We start from the raw sequence: 15,542 nt of genomic DNA, 5'->3' as shown, positions 1-15,542 counted from the left end.
CACGCCCACAGTTTCAGGACGAGTGGTCGTACACCACTCTGCTGGACTCAACCCAACCCGGTGGATCTGCAACCTAATGAACAAGTGCTCACGCGGAGACGGGCACGACATCCCATCAGCAGTTCAGCCACCGGCAACCGGTAGGCGCACGATCTGACACGAGGCCTCCCTAACAATCGGGGACCGGGGTGAGTGAGTGCTGACCCACCGGCTGCTACCACAGTCAAGCCTCTCAGAAAGCTTGGCTTTTCTCATTAGGGTGAGTTGAGTCTCCAGAGGTTTGCAGCAACCCCGCCAGCAGGGCGAGATACGGATCAACCCGACGATGACAATTTCCAGCATGGTTCCAGTCAAGGACAATGTCCGGATGGATCCTTCGCATCCTCGCGCCGACGGCCCCGGGGGACTTCGCGCTTTCAGTGCCGCCGACAAGCTCGCCCACCCGACGGCGTACGAGCAGACCTGCCAGCGCAACGGAGGCGGTGCGTACCTGCGCCGCAAAGGCCTGTGCTCCTCGCTGATCAGCGAATGGCGCAAACAACGCGACGCCGGCGTCGTCGACCGCAAGAAACTCGGCGAGAAGACCGGCAAACTCCTCGCCGAACAGGCCGAGATCGCCCGACTCACACGCGAACTCGAACGAGCGAACAAGACGCTGGCCACCACGCAAACCGTACTGGGAATCATAGGAAAAACACACGAGCCTTTGGAGTAACTCTCCCAGATAGTGCCCAATGTGGTGGTGTAGTTCGGACCGGTCAACCATCAGGTTGTGATCTACGAGTTCTTTTGTATGTTAGGCGCTTTCGAGTTGAGGCGTCGATGACTCGGCGGTCCTGTCGGTTGCGGCGGCGCATTGCTTCGCGGCGAAGTACATCCAGAGGATTGGTCAGTCATTCCCCGCTTTAGAGGTTCCCTGCGATGGACGACACGTCGGCTCGACGAAACTGCTGTCGGGCCGACGTGTTTGGGTCTAGGGCCCGAAGCTCCCTCCGGTAAGGCTGCCGAAGCCGCTTGATCCTGCAGAACCCGATTCCGAGCCAGTTGTCGGGCTACTTTCCTCGTTCAGAACAGACTCGTCGGCGACTACTTCTACGGGAGCGGACACTGTCGAAGTCCGACCATCAATGTCGGTGATCCGTAGTTTGACCTGAATGATGCCGGGAGACAGGAAGGTATGTGTGACAATGCCGGTTGCGGAGCTCACCTCGAACGATCCGTCACCATCGAAGTCGAATTCGTAGGCCAGTTTGCTGGCCCCAGTGCTTGCAGCCCCACTGATTGTCACCTCACTGCCCGTCATGGCAAAGTCCGGTATGCCCAATACTGCGACGGGTGCGGACGCAGCGTCATCGATGGCAGAAATGATCGCGTCACCCACTTTGCTCGCGTCCGAGATGTCAAAGACCTGACCGCCCGATGCTTGCGACAGCGGTTCCAGCATCGCAGTGAGACTGCTGTCGGCGCTGAGAGTGTAAAGCGAAACCCCGATCGCCGGGTCAAACTCGGACGTGAGAGCGAGTGCCGGACTCAACGCAGCCTCGCGCGCTGGTGACGACACCGTTGCAGTCGGGGGTGTGACTGGCTGTGCTCGTGCAGGATCCTCTGCTTCAGGTTCTGTCCCGCTCGTAGCCGCGCGTAGCGAGGCGTCCAAAGACTTTGGTGGGACAGTTTCAGTTCCCGACAGGTAACGCCCGATCTGATCCCGCGTATAGCCGGTGACAGGTTCCGGATCATGCGGGGGTGCATCACCGATAACGATCATCGAACGGCGGACCGTCGATGATTCGAACGATGTGATGCTCTCAACAATGCCGGAGTAAACTGCCTCAGGAGTATCCCCTCCTCCAGTGGCATAAAGGCTGTTGACCCCTGCGGTGAATGAACTGATATCACTCGTGGGGTTCACAATGGTGCGCGCTACGAACGCATCCCCATGGTCACGGTATTCGACGAGCGAAACCTTTGAGCCGTTGTCCTGCTCGATTACTCGTTGCGCAATCAATGCAGCGTTGTATTTCGCGTTATTGATATAGGAGCCCATCGATCCAGTTGTATCTATCACGATCGAGACGTCGCTACGAGGCACTGTCGGATCCGTTACGGTACCGCCGTCGTTTATCGCTTCTTTCACGGCTGCCGCAAGTGCCGCGGACTCGGCGGATGCTTCTTCGGGATCCTTAAAATAGTTGAGATGCTGCTCGATATTACCGTTCCCCGCATCCCAGCCTGACTTTACACCCACCCCACAAATCACATCATTTTGGTGACACAGAGAGCGCCTATCAAAGCCGCTGGCCGTGTAGTAACTGTCTTTGGCTTTATTCCAGGTCGGATAGTGAGCACGGAAGACACCATTGCCACCCTTGCCTGTGCCATTAGTGCCGTCGGCATCGGGCTTTTGCCACGGATCGCCGTAGAGGAAGACCGAGGATACCCAATCCGGCATCGTCTTTGCGGCTTCTCTTGCAACCATCGCGCCTTGCGAATACCCGATCAAGATGAATTGGGTCGGCTTGCAACTCGTCGGATTATTTGCCACTTTGAAGGATAACATTGCATCGAGCGCGGCTTTCACACCTTTTTGAGACGACTGATAGACCGGACTGTCGGCCAACTTGAATGCGCCCATCTCCTTTTGATTTTCAACTGGCACCGCTGGATAATCGTCGGGCCCTGGAACCTCGACGATTGGCACGTGCGCCAGATCTGGATTATCGTTGTAAAACTGCTTCAGAAGGCGACGCAGCGTTCCCCCTTCCCAGCTCTTGTCCTTCGCCGCAGGGGAATATGAATACGCGGATTCCTTATTCTCACCAGACCCCCGTATCGGCACCAGTGCCACAGGGTTGCAACCAACTATGGAGGTTGCTTGAGGGGATGCTGCGGACGATGATATAAAAACCGTTCCTGCAGCTATTGCGACAATTATTGCCAAACTGGCTGTCACTAATCTTCTCATTATCGATTTTCTCCTGGTGTCATCACTCGATACTTTCGGGAGTGAGCTGGGTGTGCTCGAATCGACGAATTTTTGAGTTTACGAGCCGAACAGGGTGCCGAGTGATCCGAAGCCTCCACCATCAGTGGGGGGCTCGGTGGGATCGATCGGTTCTTCAGGTTCTTCGGTACCGGCGATTGTGAACGAGGCGAAGTGGGTGACTTCGTCGTCGGTGGGGTTGCCGTTCTCGTCCCAGAGACGACAGAATCCCGTAATCGTGTAGGTGCCAGTGGGAAGGGCGATGGTGTGGGTTTTCGGACTCAGGTACTCCGGGGGCAGGCCGGGGACGAGGTTCGGATCGTATGCGACGAACTCGTTGAGTCCGGTCCATGATGGTTCGAAGGGCTGCGCGGCCTCGATTTGGGCGTTGATCTGAGTGGGTGTGCCGGGGAGGATCAGACCTGCGTTGCACGCGTGGTGAGCGGGTGCGGTGAGGGTGATGGTTGCCGCGGTTTCGGTGGTGGTGATGGTGTAGATGTCGGATTCGGGTCCCGGAAGGAAGGGATCCGCTGCCGCGACCCCAGTTCCTGCAGCGACGAGTAGGGCGGTGAATCCTGCGACAGCACAGAGTTTGCGCATGATGTAGTCCTTGCTGGCTGGGGCGCTCCTCGGAGCGCGATTATTTTGATGTGTCTGTGTCGAGATAGAGCGGCGTCGATGTTCGGGTGAGGTGCGGCTGGGTGTATGTACCAGCTGAAACCGACCAGTCGATCCACATAGGGTGGGTTCAAACGGTAGTGGAATCGACCCGGGATGCCGAGACCCCAAAAATGGGGGCACAGTTGCTGAGAGCAGTCGGGTGGGATCAGATGCGTGGGGCGAGCGGGCGGCCGTCGTGACCGTATTCGAGTCGGAGGATGTCGTCGGGGGTGCTGTGGAGGATGGTGGCGAGGACGTCTCGCCCGGGTGGGAGGATCCGGATCGTGAGTGCGCCGGATCGTGCTTGGGTGAGTGTGTCTGCGGCGACGGCGATTATGCGGTCTCGTACTTCGTCGGGTGCGGTGTCGAGGGCGTGGTCGTCGAGCAGGACGACCTCGACGCCTCGTGCCCGGGCTGCACGTGCGGCAGCGGCGAGCTGCGGGACGGCGAGGATCGGGGCTCGCAAGGTGTCGCGTAGGTGAGCTTCGAGGAGTTGACAGTCGAGGCGTTCCTGCTCGTTCAGTGGGTGGGCGTCGGCGATGCGTTCGAGGAGGGGTCGGGCGTGGTCGTCGAGGCGTGTGAGTTGCGCGTCGCGTTCGTCGAGGACGGCGGTGTCGGCCGCTTCGGCCGCGGCGCGCACTGTCGCTTGCCGGCGTAGGGCGAAGATCTCGCGTGCGGCCGGGCGGATGGTCCAGGCGAAGAAGGTGGCCATCAGTAGCGGTGCGAGGTTGATTGCCGACATCGACAGCCCGTAGGCGGCGCCTTGACCGGTGCGTTCGGCCCAGATTATGCAGCTGGTCAGGACGATGGCCATTCCGATCCATGCCCAGACGGTCCGTCCGCGGACGCACATGTAGGTGTAGATCGCTGTCGACGCTGCCAGTGGCCACAACTGCAGGAGCCCGTCGATCGGCACCGGGGCGACGGCAAAGATCAGATTGACCGCAATCGGTCCGGACACGGTCAGGTACGCAGTAGCTGGGGTCGGCAGTGGGTCGCCGGGGACCAGGATGAGGCCGAGCGCCCCGATGCTGACGATGATCCACGCGGCGAATTCGAACCATCCGCCGCCGGGCGGGTTCGTGGACCATGCGACGAGGGCGAACGTTGCCGCGTACGCGGTGACCACGATTTTCGCTGCGATGGTGCGAAGGCCCAGAAGTTCTCGAACGTCGTGAATATCGGTGTCGTGATGCGTCATTCGGATTCCCATCCCAGGTGCACTGTTGTGCCGACACCGAGATGTGTGTCCACGTGTGCCGAGCCGCCCGGTATGGCGCGCATTCGGCCGAGAATGCTGACGGCGATACCGAGTCGGTGCGGCGCGACTGAGGAGGTTTCGAACCCGGAACCGTTGTCGGCGACCTCGATTCGGATTCCCGAGCCGGTCACCGTCGCAGTGACCGTTCGCAGGGCATCCGGGCCGGCGTGGAGGCGAGAGTTGCGCAGGGCCTCGGACAATGCTGATCCCAGTGCGCGAACACACTCGGCAGACAGGAACGGTAATGGTGCGATATCGGTGTGGATCACGTCGAACCGGGCCTGATCGTCAGCGTCGGCGGCCGCGGTTCGCAGGTGAACGAGAGCGTGCGCGAGTGAGAACGGTTGTCCTGGTTCGCTTCCGGTTCGGAGATGGTCGAGCTCTGCCAGAGTCGTTTCGGAGAGCTGGCCTACAAGGCGGTGAGGTTGACCGTGCGAGGCGGCCAGAAGTGTGGACAGCACGTTGTCGTGGATGAGCGCGTCGAAGCGTTCACGCTCGACGATGCGTGCGCGTTGGGCTGCCGCGTCAGCGGCGGCGGCGTATGTCTCGTCGGTGGTGGCATCGAGAAGTCGACCGGTTCGCAGCGCCATCGCGGCGCCTCCGACGAACAAGGTGCAGAACATGATCGCGAACGCGATCTCCGGGATCAACATCCCTGATTGTGCGCCGTCGCGGGCAACGAGATTAATCGTTTGAACAGCGGTGCATCCGATCACCAGGTGAACGAATGCAACCGGTATCGGCCACGCCAGTACCGCAGCAAGGCTCGCCAACCCGGGGAACGCGGCGAGCCAGACGCCGTCACTGGCGGGAAGGTCAGGGCCGTTCCATGCCGCCGGCCAACTGGCCACCGCAACGAGAAACACCGTCGCCGCGACCGCAGCAGAGGTGCGCATCGCCTGTATATCAGTGTGGAACGACAATGCGCCTGGTAAGAGTCCGCACCCGAACACGACAACAACGATGGTCGGCGTCCACCACGGGTCCATGCGCGGTGCGAGCTCGGTGATCGACGGCCACAAGATCACCAGATACGCGAGGTATCCGACGCTGGTGAATCGGGCGAACATCCGCAAGATTCGGTCGGTGTCCTCTGTCCGAGCGACGGGCTGCGCAGGTGGCGACATCTGGTGTGTCATCGGACCGGATGCTCTGGCACCGGTAGCCACCCGTCCTCGACGGCGCGTTTGTAGAGGTCTGTTTTCGTTCGTGCCGGGCGTCCCGCGTCGGCGTATTTGATGCGAATGCGCTCGAGGTAGTCGTTGACGGTGTTCGGGGTCAGTCCGGTCATCCGCGCTACGCGCTCGGCTTTCTCCCCGGAGGCGTACAAGGTCAGGACGTCTTGTTGCCGCGGACTGAGTCCGACCTCGCCCAGGTCAGGATCGCCGTCGATCGCTGCCGCCCATTCGGTGGTGGCCACCAGAGCGCCGTCGGCGGCTGCGGCGATGGCGTCGACGACCTGCTCTGTCGGCGCTGACTTGCGGATAACGCCCAGCACACCGGCTTTCGCTGCCAATCTGACCAGGTAGGGGTTTTCGGCGCCGGTGAACACCAACGCTTCCAATCCCGCAGCACGCAACCGCTCGACATTTGCGGTGGGGGAGGAGCCATCGGCCAGTCGTAGGTCGAGCAGAACGAAATCCAACGGCGCCTGTTGATTTAACAGTTCTGCGACTGTGGGGGCCGTCGCCGCGACTTCCACATTGGGGTGGTCGGCCAACATGGCCTTCAACCCCAGTATCACTGCGGAGTGATCTTCTACGACGCCGATTTGCTTCACACCCGAATCTGTCACCACATCGGATCTCCTGTGTCGAGGGAGCCGAACCGTATTCGGCTACCCGTGCGCATCATCGACATTTCAGCACACTGAACCGCCCAGCAGTTGGCTAGCCGGTTGGGCCGTGCTCGAGAACTGGACCGAGTAGATGCCGGGGCCTTGTCGGGCCTTCGGATTGTGCGGGTGGTCCGACACGGCCTGTACCGACTTCTTGGACTGAAGCACATCAGCCTAAGAGGTCGGTGCGCCGGAAATAATATTCCATCCGGTACGTATATTTTAGGGACCAATGTCCCAGAAGTGTCGGGCTGCTCACAGAGGTCGACCGAGCACAGGCGAACGTGCCGACAGTTGATGGTCGGCCGGCTGGCGGGTCCGGGGTGCCGGGAACGGAGACGAAAAGCATTACGCCGTTTATCGATTATGGTGTCCCGCCGACGATCTGGGGGATGTCACGCCGGCGGGACGGCTCGATCATGCGACTGGCTCAGCAGTCGCGAGAGCGGGAAAACCATATATGGCACTCAGTGTCGGATGCCAGTCTTCGTCAGGTAACAGTTACTTGAGGGTTGTATTACTTGCGCCGGGAATGCTGGTTTCCTCACTCGCTTCGGCCATTGGGGACTTCTTGGCGTCGATGGGGTTGATGGTGGGTGGCGGAGTAGGGGGAGGCGCAACGTAGCAGACCAATTTCGCGGTTCTTTACGTTAGCTTTAGCTAACTATTTAGCTGAGCTTGGAGAATTTGTGGTGGTTGGGGCTGACGTGTGTCGGGTGGTGGAGCGTCGGACCGGTGTCTCGGTGGTGTCCGCTGTTGTCGCTCTCGCGGTGGTGGTCCGTGTCGGGTCGTTGTGGTGGCATGGTGTGCTCGGTAGCTCGTTCGGGTTCGACGAGGCGGTGTATTTTATTGGCGCGCAGCACTTGTGGTCCGGGGAGTTGCCGTATCGAGATTTCTTGTTCGTGCACCCGCCGGGGATGCTGGTTGCGCTGATTCCGGCGGCGTGGTTGGCGGATCTGGTGGGTGATTCGAGCGCGATGGCCGCGGCGAAGGTGGTTTTCGCTCTTGTTGGTGCGGCGTGTGCGGGCCTGGTGGGGTGGCTGCTGCTCCGCTTCGGTGTGGCCGCGGCGTTGTTCGGCGGCGGCTTGTACGCGGTGTGGTCGGCGGCGGTGTGGGGCGAGACCATGTTGATGATGGGTCCACTACTCAATCTCGGTCTGCTGGTTGCGTTGGTGTTGCTGCGCCGGCCCGAGGGTGTGCTCGTAGCGGGTGTGGTTTTCGGTCTCGCGGTTACGGTGAAACTGTGGGCGATCGTCCCACTTTTGGTCGCGGGAATATGGGTGCTCGCCCGCTACGGTCGGGCACCGATGATGCGGTTCGCCGCCGGGGCGGTTGCTGCTGCGGCGGTGATCGTGGCGACGTCCCTCATTGCAGCGCCGGGCCGGATGTTCTCGGATGTGGTCGGGTTTCAGTCGGGTCGGCCGCGTTCGGATACCGGGCTCGGGGAGCGGGTGTTCTTCTTCACCGGCTCGTTGATCGGCTACGAGCGGATACCGAACCTTCTGTGGTTGGTGGTGGGTCTCGTCGGGGTCGTTGCGGTCGCACTGCCGATGATCGGAGTATGGCGCGGCAGGGTTGCGGTTGCGTTGTGGGACGAGCCGGTGTGGTGGTCGGTCCTTGCTCTTGCCCAGCTCGCAGCCCTCGCTGCTGCGCCGTCGTTCTACAACCATTACACCGGGTTCGCGGTTCCCGCACTGTGTCTGCTCGCAGGCTACGGCGTGCACGGGGTGCGGGAGAACGTCTCTGGGATCCGGGTGCAGCGCCTCGTGGCCGTGGTAGCGGTGGTGGGGTTGGCCGCTCTGGCGATGGCGTCGGTGCGTGTGGTCTCCGGTGGGCACGCCCAACCTCCGGAACTCGCGGCGGTTGCTGCCGGGCATGACTATGTGTGGATGCACGATCCTGCCGCGCTGATCGAAGCAAACATCTCCGGCCGTCAGATCGAGCGCGGTTGTCCGATGTTCGTCGACCGCTACGCATCCGCGCTCGCCGAGGTCGCGGTTGTCGACGCGGATCTGATCGATGCGTTGCCCGCGGCGGCGGGCTATCAGGAGGCGATCGTCGAGCAGTTCCGTGGCAGCGACGTCGTTCTGATCAGTGAGTACCAGCTCACCGAACTTTCACCGGGCACGGTCGCTGTGTTGCACACCGAGTTCGCCCGCACCGGCGAGGTCGGCCGCTATCAGGTGTGGGAGCGCACCACCAACTGACTGTTCTGTCACGAAGTCCTGTTCCACCCCTTTTATTGATATAGGAGACGCTTTCTGTGACCACCCCGATCGTCGATATGCCCCGTAATCCGAATCTGCGGCTGTGGGCTCGCGCGTTCGCCCAGCGCGAGCAGCGGCTCCCGAAAGTGGTCGTGCTGTCCGATTCGCTCGCCGAAGCGATGGGCAACACCGGTCCGCTTCCGGCCTGGCCGTACCGGCTGTTCGAGCAGCAACGCGTGTACATCCCCGCCCACAGCACCTGGGCCAATGGCGACAATACTTGGGACGCTGGCATTCTCAGCGGCGGCGCGGTCGTCAACACCTATCCCTCGGGCAATACGATCTGTCAGCACTATGTCCCGCTGACCGCCGGCACCAACGAGGTCACGATGGATATCTCCGGACTGTCCAACGTCCGGCCACTGTGGTGGGAATCGTCGGGGTGGAGCTGGCCCACATTCAGCGTCGACTCCTCCGCCTTCGCTGACGCGGCCTCCGTGGCATGGTCCGGCTCGATCAGGATCTCGACCTTCCCTATTCCCTCTGGCAACGAGGTCCGGATCCGGCGCGAACCGACAGAGCCCGGCACTACCTTGTTCGCCGGTGTCATCGCTGATGTCGGCATACCACAAGCGCAGGTGGTCAACCTGTCTCGTTCCGGTGCCGAGGCACGCGACTGGAACTCTTGGCTCACTCCTGGCGATTCCGCCGTGCAACCGACCCTGTCGGATCTGGTCGCCGGAAGCGCCGCCGACTTGGTGTGCATCGGTGTCGGAGGTAACGACTACTGGGCTGGTCGAACCGCAGCTCAGTACACGACCAGCCTGACCTCCCTGATCACGCGAGTGCGATCGATGCTTCCGAGTGCAAGTATCTGCCTCAACACCCAGCCTCCCGGAAACCCTGGTGTCACTCCGAACTGGGACACCATTCAGAACGTCACGGTCGCGGTCGCGACCTCGCAGAACTGCGCCCTGATCGAATGGCGTGAGAACTTCCCTGTACCCAACGACGGCGCAGGCCTCTACGCCTCCGACGGTATTCACTTCACCGACGCCGGCTCCCTGTTGTGCCGCGATATCGGCGCACCGATCATCCTTCCGTGGAACTGATCACGGCGTAGCGTGTAGTCAGCCCGGGCCGCACTATCCGCTCGGTCTGAACTCCTGCCCTGTCACCTCGAAAATGGTGGTCGGCCGAACCACAGGGGGTATTGATGTCAAGCGCTACCCGCGAGGCACATCGCGGAGGGCATGGACAAGATCGTCTGTGGTCGGTAGCGACGGGCGAATGTCGTCGGGAAGCGCGCGGTATGTGGTGTACGTGCTGACTGCGAGTGGTGAATCTATCCCTCGCAGTGCATATTCGACGACAATGTCGTCTCTGGTGGCCGCGAGCAGGACGCCGATGGTGGCGCCGTCACCGTGTTCGGGTTTGCGGAGTTGGTCGTCGACGACGTTGACGTAGAAGTTCAGCTTGCCGAGATGTTCGGGTTCGGCCTGTCCGACCTTCAGTTCGAAGACCACGAATCGGCGCAACCCCAGATGGAAGAACAATAGATCCAGAAAGTAGTCGTGTTCACCGGCGGTGATCTTGTACTGGCGTCCTACGAACGCGAAACCGGCTCCGAGTTCGCTGAGGAAATGGGTGAGGCGTCCGATCAATGCGTCTTCGAGTTCGCGTTCGCTGTGTCCGGAGTCGAGGTTGAGGAAGTCGAGGTTGTACGGATCCTGAAGAATGCTGTGTGCCAGGTCCGATTCGTGCGTGGCTAATGTAATCGGGAAGTTGTTCGGTGCATTTCCGACCCGAAGGTGTCGTTGAGAGCTGACGTGGTGAGTCAATGTGGCTCGCGACCAGCCGTGATGGGCGGCTTGTTCGGCATACCAGGTGCGGACGGCGGGGTCGGAGAGACGATCGAGTAACACGGTGACATGCCCCCAGGGCAATTGCGCAACAGCTTGTTGCGCAATTGGCTCAGAGAACTCGCCGGCGAAGGTCCGCATGTAGACGAGGTTGCGCTGTGAGAGGCCTCGCATCTGGGGGAATTCGGTACGCAGGTCGTCGGCGAGGCGGGAGATAACTTTGGTGCCCCAACCTTCCCTGGCTTGTCGTTGCCGGATTGCGGTGCCGATCTGCCAGTACAGCACGATGAGTTCGGTGTTGACTCTGCGTGCGGCCTGTACGCGGGCTTCGCGTACCTGTGTCTTGATCTGTTCGAGCAGTTCGCCGTAGCCGCTCGGTTCGATCTCACCGTCTCGTGTGCTCATCGCCTTCATCTTCGCATGCGAAGAATTCTGACTTCGTTGTATCGATGTGGGCGGATCGATCGGTGCATAGGATCTCTGGTCGGATCCTTGCTTAACTGTGAGGCACAGTGGTTTCGAGGCCGATGTTCGCCATGATCTTCGCGACCGTTTTCTTTGTCACCAGCTGGCCGCTCTCGCGTAGGTCGGCGGTGATTCGGGGAGAACCGTAGACACCGCCGGAGTTACGATGATGTGCGACGATCTTCACTTCCAGGTCCGCTTTCGTTGCTGATGTTCGGTCAGTTCAGTTGTAGAACAAATCTTTTCGTGTTTGTAATACCCGGAGGTGGAGACGTCGAGAAGTCTCGCCATGCGGGTGATGTCGGTGGCGGCGCACTTGATGGCCATGAACTTTCAAGCGAGTCACTTTGGTTGCTGGGCCGCAAACTACGCCGATGCTTTTTTCAGGAAATTGATCTCCTTTTCCTGCTCGGAGACCTGCTTGCGCAGGCGAAATCAAATTCCTTCGGCGGCTGCTCAAGGGCTTGGAGTATGTGCCGCGGGTGATCGTTACCGGGAAGCTGGCGAGCTACCAGGTCGCCCACCGCGAAATGCCGGCCTCGGTCGAGCATCGCCGATCCAAGTACTTGAACAACCGGGCCGAGAATTCCCATCAGTCGACTCGATAGCGGGAGCGGGCCATGAAACGCTTCACATCGGTAGCACACGCGCAACGCTTCCTCTCCGTTTTCTCGGGTATTTCCCCGCATTTCCGGCCCCGCCGATACCGACTGACCGCGCCCGAGTGACGCACTGAGATGGCCGACCGATTCGCGGTCTGGCAGGAAGTCTCCGCGAGCGGTGTTGCCGCCTGAAACGTGAACAACCGCAACGGGATTCCATCTCCGTATATTCCAAACGAACGACGCTGCTGATTCTTTCAATCAACGTGACAGTGCCCGACCACGTCGACCTACGCAAGTCGGGTACATGATTTTGTCTGAACTGCGTGAGCTTCGGTTCTTCGTTGTCGGGCTCTGCTCTCGGGGGATATCGAGTCGGGTCCGTTGGTGTCTTTGTCTGGTTCGGCTTGTTTACGTGTGTGGTAGGGCTGCGGTGAGGAAGACGATGCCGAAGGCGATACCGGAGATTGCGGTGAGGATCCCGACAATGCCGACGCTGTGGTCGCTGGGGTCGTGTCCGGGTGTGTCGGGGCGGCGGCCTGCCAGTGCGGTTCCGATGGCGGCGGCTCCGAGGAGGATGCCGAGGCCGAACATCCAGAATGTCAGGATCGAGAGGGCGCCGAGCATCAATGCCGTGTCGTTGTATTCATCGCTGGTGATCGGACGGTCGTGATCCCACCAATCCGGTGAGGTGCGTGCGGGGGTCCCTGGATCGGGGTTGCCGGGATTGTCGGACTGTTCGTGCGGAGGGATGGTCGATGCATTCATATCGAAAAGAGTTCTCGTACTGTTTCTTTCGGATGATGCGTGTATCGGGTGTGTGATACGGGTGGTGCGCGGCTCGAACGGTAGTGGGGTGATACCCGAGAACGTATTCTGTCCTCGCATATCACCCCACTGGAGGGAGCAGGTCTGGCCGGGCGGGTCAGGCTTCGATCTGCACCTGTTGTTTCGCCTCGGCGTTTTCGGTACGGGAGGGCGATCCGGAGGAGACTTCGATCCGCCGCGGTTTCGCCTTCTCGGCGATCGGCAAGGTCACCGTCAATACGCCGTTGTCGTACGAGGCAACAATCTGTTCGGCATCGATGTCCTCACTGATGGACAGTTGCCGTCTGTACGTTCCAGCGAATCGTTCACTCGCCAGCCAGTTCACACCCTCCTCGGAGAGGGCGCTGCGATGCGCGGTCAACGTCAAGGTCGAACCGTCGATGTGTACGTCCACCGACCCTGGGTCGACGCCGGGAAGATCGGCGTGCAGGACGTATTGGTCATCGATCTTGTAGAGGTCCATCGGCATGAACCGTGGACTGCGGTTGTTGCCGGTTCCTGCTGTGAGGACGGATTTGGTGAATGCGTCGATGTCGGTGAAAGGATCGAAACGTAGCACAGCAACACACCTCCCATGTCGTGAAAAAGAATGGTCCCCGCCACTGTGGCGGTTGACCGAACTCACTGTGCGAGAACATGATAACCACACCGATTAGCACTCTGCAACTGAGAGTGCCAGATTTTTGGGCGAGTATTCCGGTCCGCGAAACTCGCAGTATTGGCGGTGGAGGCGACGGCGCGTTGCTGTGCTGCCGCGCCCTCTGCGCGGGCGTTGAATGGGAACTGATGGTGTCGGATGATGCTGTGTGCCATAAAGGTTCAGTGTCGACTCGGGACGCGGTGCGAGAGGAGCTGCGTTTACGACGGTTTCGATGAACGATGCCCGCGGCAGAGCGCACCTGAATGGGCTTCTGATTGGTCCTTACCTGGCGTCAAGATACGTGAAGATATTGGTGAAGGCGATGCGTTGATGGAGGTCTGAGCGAAGTTGGTGTGCTTCGAGGCTGAGTTGCTGGATTTGTGACGAAGCAAGAGCGATCTGTTCGGTGAGTTCGCGGTTACGTGTTCGGAGCAAGCCTTCGGCGGGCAGGGTCCTGCGCGCGGCGTAGTTCACCGGGACGATAAGTTCTGGTGGGGACGTCGCTGATCTGACTGGTGTAGGTTCTCGGTGATGCCGAGGGCTGGCTGCCTGGTCTGAGCGATCGGTGGACTGTGTGCTCTTTCCTACCGGCGAGGGTGCGCGCGGCCCGTCTGGTCGTTACTGACGAACGATCAGACGGGCTATATTTTGTAAATTTCGTGAGGGGGTCAGCAGTACTGTCATGTTGATTCAAAGAAATAGTGGCGCAATCGGTTTGGAGCCCACGGTGATGCACGCCGTTGCGGCTGTTCACGCTTCAGGACGCAACCCTGCTCGCGGTGACCTCCCGTCAGATCGCGAAACGGTCGGCCATCTCGGTACGCCATTCGGGCGCCGAGAGTCGGTGTCGCCCTGGCCGGAAATGCGGTGAGATGCCGCTGAATGCGGACAGGAATCGTTGCGCGTGCCCGGGCGATATGAACCGTTTCATTGCCCGGTCTCGCTGTCGGGTCGGCTGGTGCGAGTTCTCTGCCCGGTTGCTGAAAGTGCTTCGACCGGCGATGCTCAACCGCGGCCAGTATCTCGCCGTGTGTGACGCTGTAACTAGTTAGTTTGTTGGTGACGATCACCAACGGCATATACCCCAAACGCTTGAGCAGTCGCGTTCCGCTTCTGTTTCGGCAGAGATGGTTGGATCGGAAGGAAGCAGCTGGTTGCGGGAACGGGTATCGAACGTGTTTGGCGGTGAAAGTTTTTGTGTGGGACGTCAATTGGGGATAGTCGTCCGGCACTGTCCGGCCGGGAGTGTGGTGATGGCTGTCGATGACACTTTCTTCATGAGGGTGCCCATGGAAGTTGCGCTGCGGTAGCAGCGATGAAATCGATCACTTGTGGATCCGCGTAGAGGGCATCGTCGCTGCGGACGACGTCGAACAGGCCGGGATACGACGCGAGTAGATAGTGGGGTATCGGTGTGTGTCCAACTTCTGCCCATTGAAGTTGGCGATCGTTGGAGAGGCCGATCCACCAGCCTTGCAGTTCTGCGAGGAGTCCGTCGATGTAGTCGGTCACGGCTTCGGGCAGATGGAACGATTCCGTCGTGGTCGACTCGGCAAACCAGGGGAGTGCGAGTTTGTGGCCTTTGGCGAGTATTTCGTCGACATGCGTGTGGGGGATTTCTCCGTGTGGGCTGACGAAAAGCGCGCGGCGGGTGTGGCTGGCGAGGGCACTGAACCAACTCGTGATCTGCTCGATTGTGGCGGTGGCCGAGCTGGCAGAGTTCGTCATTCGTTGATTCTAGATTCAGCTGTAGTCACCTCCGCGAGCGTGCGCTGACCGTCTATTCCTAAGCGTTGGGCGGTATCGAAATCCGTCGAGGCATTCTTTGAACACATCAGGGTTCCGATTGTCGGATCGATCTTCGACCCGCGAATGCCGATAAGATCGAGGCGGTCTTCTCCTCCGTATATCAATGCGGCGGAGAAGGTATCCTCTGCCGGCAAGCCCCTTACGAAAACCTCGACCGCGGCCAAGGCGTCGGGGTCTGGTCGATCCGCCGAGCAACTGAAAGCAATTCGGGACTGGGCCGGCAAAAATGGCTTCGACGTCTCCCCACGCGGACGAATCAAAGCCGAGGTCATCGATTCGTTCGACGCCGCACACTGAGAACTCGTGAACAGCATTTCTCACGGACGGCCAACTAGTTGTTGTGGGTATGGACGTTGCTGACGCGGGACTGAAGTAGACGGGCTGGTCCTCG

Annotated in this window: 15 protein-coding genes and 2 pseudogenes; 5 read left to right on the top strand and 12 right to left on the bottom strand. The window is 60.4% G+C overall.

Annotated elements, in window-relative coordinates:
- Nucleotides 1-325: 325 nt before the first annotated feature.
- Entirely contained in the window at nucleotides 326-715 is a 390-nt protein-coding gene (locus tag H7C86_RS35070; RefSeq protein WP_182263332.1) for a hypothetical protein, read from the top strand.
- A 258-nt stretch (nucleotides 716-973) separates the two neighbouring features.
- Here H7C86_RS35070 and H7C86_RS35065 read toward each other — a convergent pair whose 3' ends face one another.
- The 5 genes from H7C86_RS35065 to H7C86_RS35045 all read right to left on the bottom strand — a co-directional run bounded on the left by H7C86_RS35065 (nucleotide 974) and on the right by H7C86_RS35045 (nucleotide 6,699).
- Nucleotides 974-2,845 (bottom strand): cutinase family protein, encoded by a 1,872-nt coding sequence (locus tag H7C86_RS35065; RefSeq protein ID WP_182263331.1) that lies wholly within the window; start codon nucleotides 2,843-2,845, stop codon nucleotides 974-976.
- A 195-nt stretch (nucleotides 2,846-3,040) separates the two neighbouring features.
- Complete coding sequence (locus H7C86_RS35060) at nucleotides 3,041-3,580, bottom strand: hypothetical protein (RefSeq protein WP_182263330.1); 540 nt, start codon at nucleotides 3,578-3,580, stop codon at nucleotides 3,041-3,043.
- Between the two features lie 226 nt (nucleotides 3,581-3,806).
- Complete coding sequence (locus H7C86_RS35055; RefSeq protein WP_182263329.1) at nucleotides 3,807-4,841, bottom strand: hypothetical protein; 1,035 nt, start codon at nucleotides 4,839-4,841, stop codon at nucleotides 3,807-3,809.
- Complete coding sequence (locus H7C86_RS35050) at nucleotides 4,838-6,040, bottom strand: sensor histidine kinase (RefSeq protein ID WP_259349409.1); 1,203 nt, start codon at nucleotides 6,038-6,040, stop codon at nucleotides 4,838-4,840. The genes H7C86_RS35055 and H7C86_RS35050 overlap by 4 nt, the downstream gene beginning before the upstream one ends.
- Nucleotides 6,037-6,699 carry a response regulator transcription factor gene (locus tag H7C86_RS35045; protein WP_259349408.1) on the bottom strand — a complete coding sequence of 221 codons (663 nt, stop codon included), beginning with the start codon at nucleotides 6,697-6,699 and terminating at the stop codon, nucleotides 6,037-6,039. The genes H7C86_RS35050 and H7C86_RS35045 overlap by 4 nt, the downstream gene beginning before the upstream one ends.
- A gap of 731 nt (nucleotides 6,700-7,430) precedes the next feature.
- On the opposite strand from H7C86_RS35045, the gene H7C86_RS35040 reads away from it, so the two are divergent.
- Nucleotides 7,431-8,945 (top strand): glycosyltransferase 87 family protein, encoded by a 1,515-nt coding sequence (locus tag H7C86_RS35040; protein ID WP_182263328.1) that lies wholly within the window; start codon nucleotides 7,431-7,433, stop codon nucleotides 8,943-8,945.
- Between the two features lie 56 nt (nucleotides 8,946-9,001).
- The gene (locus H7C86_RS35035; protein WP_182263327.1) at nucleotides 9,002-10,057 is read left to right on the top strand and encodes an SGNH/GDSL hydrolase family protein; all 1,056 of its coding nucleotides are present in this window, start codon (nucleotides 9,002-9,004) and stop codon (nucleotides 10,055-10,057) included.
- Nucleotides 10,058-10,171: 114 nt separating this feature from the next.
- On the opposite strand, the gene H7C86_RS35030 is transcribed toward H7C86_RS35035, so the two are convergent.
- Both H7C86_RS35030 and H7C86_RS35025 read right to left on the bottom strand, forming a co-directional pair.
- Entirely contained in the window at nucleotides 10,172-11,212 is a 1,041-nt protein-coding gene (locus H7C86_RS35030; protein WP_182263326.1) for a YhcG family protein, read from the bottom strand.
- Nucleotides 11,213-11,303: 91 nt separating this feature from the next.
- The gene (locus H7C86_RS35025) at nucleotides 11,304-11,459 is read right to left on the bottom strand and encodes an IS3 family transposase (protein WP_182263325.1); all 156 of its coding nucleotides are present in this window, start codon (nucleotides 11,457-11,459) and stop codon (nucleotides 11,304-11,306) included.
- A gap of 220 nt (nucleotides 11,460-11,679) precedes the next feature.
- Between H7C86_RS35025 and H7C86_RS35020 the strand changes: the two are divergent.
- Nucleotides 11,680-12,066: pseudogene (locus H7C86_RS35020) on the top strand (DDE-type integrase/transposase/recombinase); the annotation flags it as partial.
- A gap of 219 nt (nucleotides 12,067-12,285) precedes the next feature.
- Here the strand turns inward: H7C86_RS35020 and H7C86_RS35015 are convergent.
- The 5 genes and pseudogenes from H7C86_RS35015 to H7C86_RS35005 all read right to left on the bottom strand — a co-directional run bounded on the left by H7C86_RS35015 (nucleotide 12,286) and on the right by H7C86_RS35005 (nucleotide 15,070).
- Nucleotides 12,286-12,642, bottom strand: a complete 357-nt coding sequence (locus H7C86_RS35015) for a hypothetical protein (RefSeq protein ID WP_182263324.1) — start codon at nucleotides 12,640-12,642, stop codon at nucleotides 12,286-12,288.
- A gap of 157 nt (nucleotides 12,643-12,799) precedes the next feature.
- On the bottom strand, nucleotides 12,800-13,261 hold the full coding sequence (locus H7C86_RS35010; protein WP_182263323.1) for an Hsp20/alpha crystallin family protein: 462 nt from the start codon (nucleotides 13,259-13,261) through the stop codon (nucleotides 12,800-12,802).
- Nucleotides 13,262-13,624: 363 nt separating this feature from the next.
- Nucleotides 13,625-13,816 carry a hypothetical protein gene (locus H7C86_RS37065; RefSeq protein WP_220463506.1) on the bottom strand — a complete coding sequence of 64 codons (192 nt, stop codon included), beginning with the start codon at nucleotides 13,814-13,816 and terminating at the stop codon, nucleotides 13,625-13,627.
- A 316-nt stretch (nucleotides 13,817-14,132) separates the two neighbouring features.
- Nucleotides 14,133-14,445: pseudogene (locus H7C86_RS37745) on the bottom strand (DDE-type integrase/transposase/recombinase); the annotation flags it as partial.
- Nucleotides 14,446-14,617: 172 nt separating this feature from the next.
- Complete coding sequence (locus tag H7C86_RS35005; protein ID WP_182263322.1) at nucleotides 14,618-15,070, bottom strand: hypothetical protein; 453 nt, start codon at nucleotides 15,068-15,070, stop codon at nucleotides 14,618-14,620.
- Nucleotides 15,071-15,214: 144 nt separating this feature from the next.
- Between H7C86_RS35005 and H7C86_RS35000 the strand changes: the two genes are divergently transcribed.
- Nucleotides 15,215-15,448, top strand: a complete 234-nt coding sequence (locus H7C86_RS35000) for a histone-like nucleoid-structuring protein Lsr2 (protein WP_182263321.1) — start codon at nucleotides 15,215-15,217, stop codon at nucleotides 15,446-15,448.
- Nucleotides 15,449-15,542 lie beyond the last annotated feature (94 nt).

Source organism: Rhodococcus sp. UFZ-B548, from assembly GCF_903819475.1.
Classification (GTDB): domain Bacteria; phylum Actinomycetota; class Actinomycetes; order Mycobacteriales; family Mycobacteriaceae; genus Rhodococcus_F; species Rhodococcus_F erythropolis.
The sequence above is the reverse complement of the archived record's forward strand: the minus strand, read 5'-3'. Positions and strand labels throughout refer to the sequence as shown.

Coding starts and splice junctions, on each gene's coding strand:
- H7C86_RS35070 (WP_182263332.1), top strand. CDS start 326: ATGACAATTTCCAGCATGGTTCCAGTCAAGGACAATGTCCGGATGGAT.
- H7C86_RS35060 (WP_182263330.1), bottom strand. CDS start 3,580: ATGCGCAAACTCTGTGCTGTCGCAGGATTCACCGCCCTACTCGTCGCT.
- H7C86_RS35055 (WP_182263329.1), bottom strand. CDS start 4,841: ATGACGCATCACGACACCGATATTCACGACGTTCGAGAACTTCTGGGC.
- H7C86_RS35050 (WP_259349409.1), bottom strand. CDS start 6,040: ATGACACACCAGATGTCGCCACCTGCGCAGCCCGTCGCTCGGACAGAG.
- H7C86_RS35030 (WP_182263326.1), bottom strand. CDS start 11,212: ATGAGCACACGAGACGGTGAGATCGAACCGAGCGGCTACGGCGAACTG.
- H7C86_RS35015 (WP_182263324.1), bottom strand. CDS start 12,642: ATGAATGCATCGACCATCCCTCCGCACGAACAGTCCGACAATCCCGGC.
- H7C86_RS35005 (WP_182263322.1), bottom strand. CDS start 15,070: ATGACGAACTCTGCCAGCTCGGCCACCGCCACAATCGAGCAGATCACG.
- H7C86_RS35000 (WP_182263321.1), top strand. CDS start 15,215: ATGCCGATAAGATCGAGGCGGTCTTCTCCTCCGTATATCAATGCGGCG.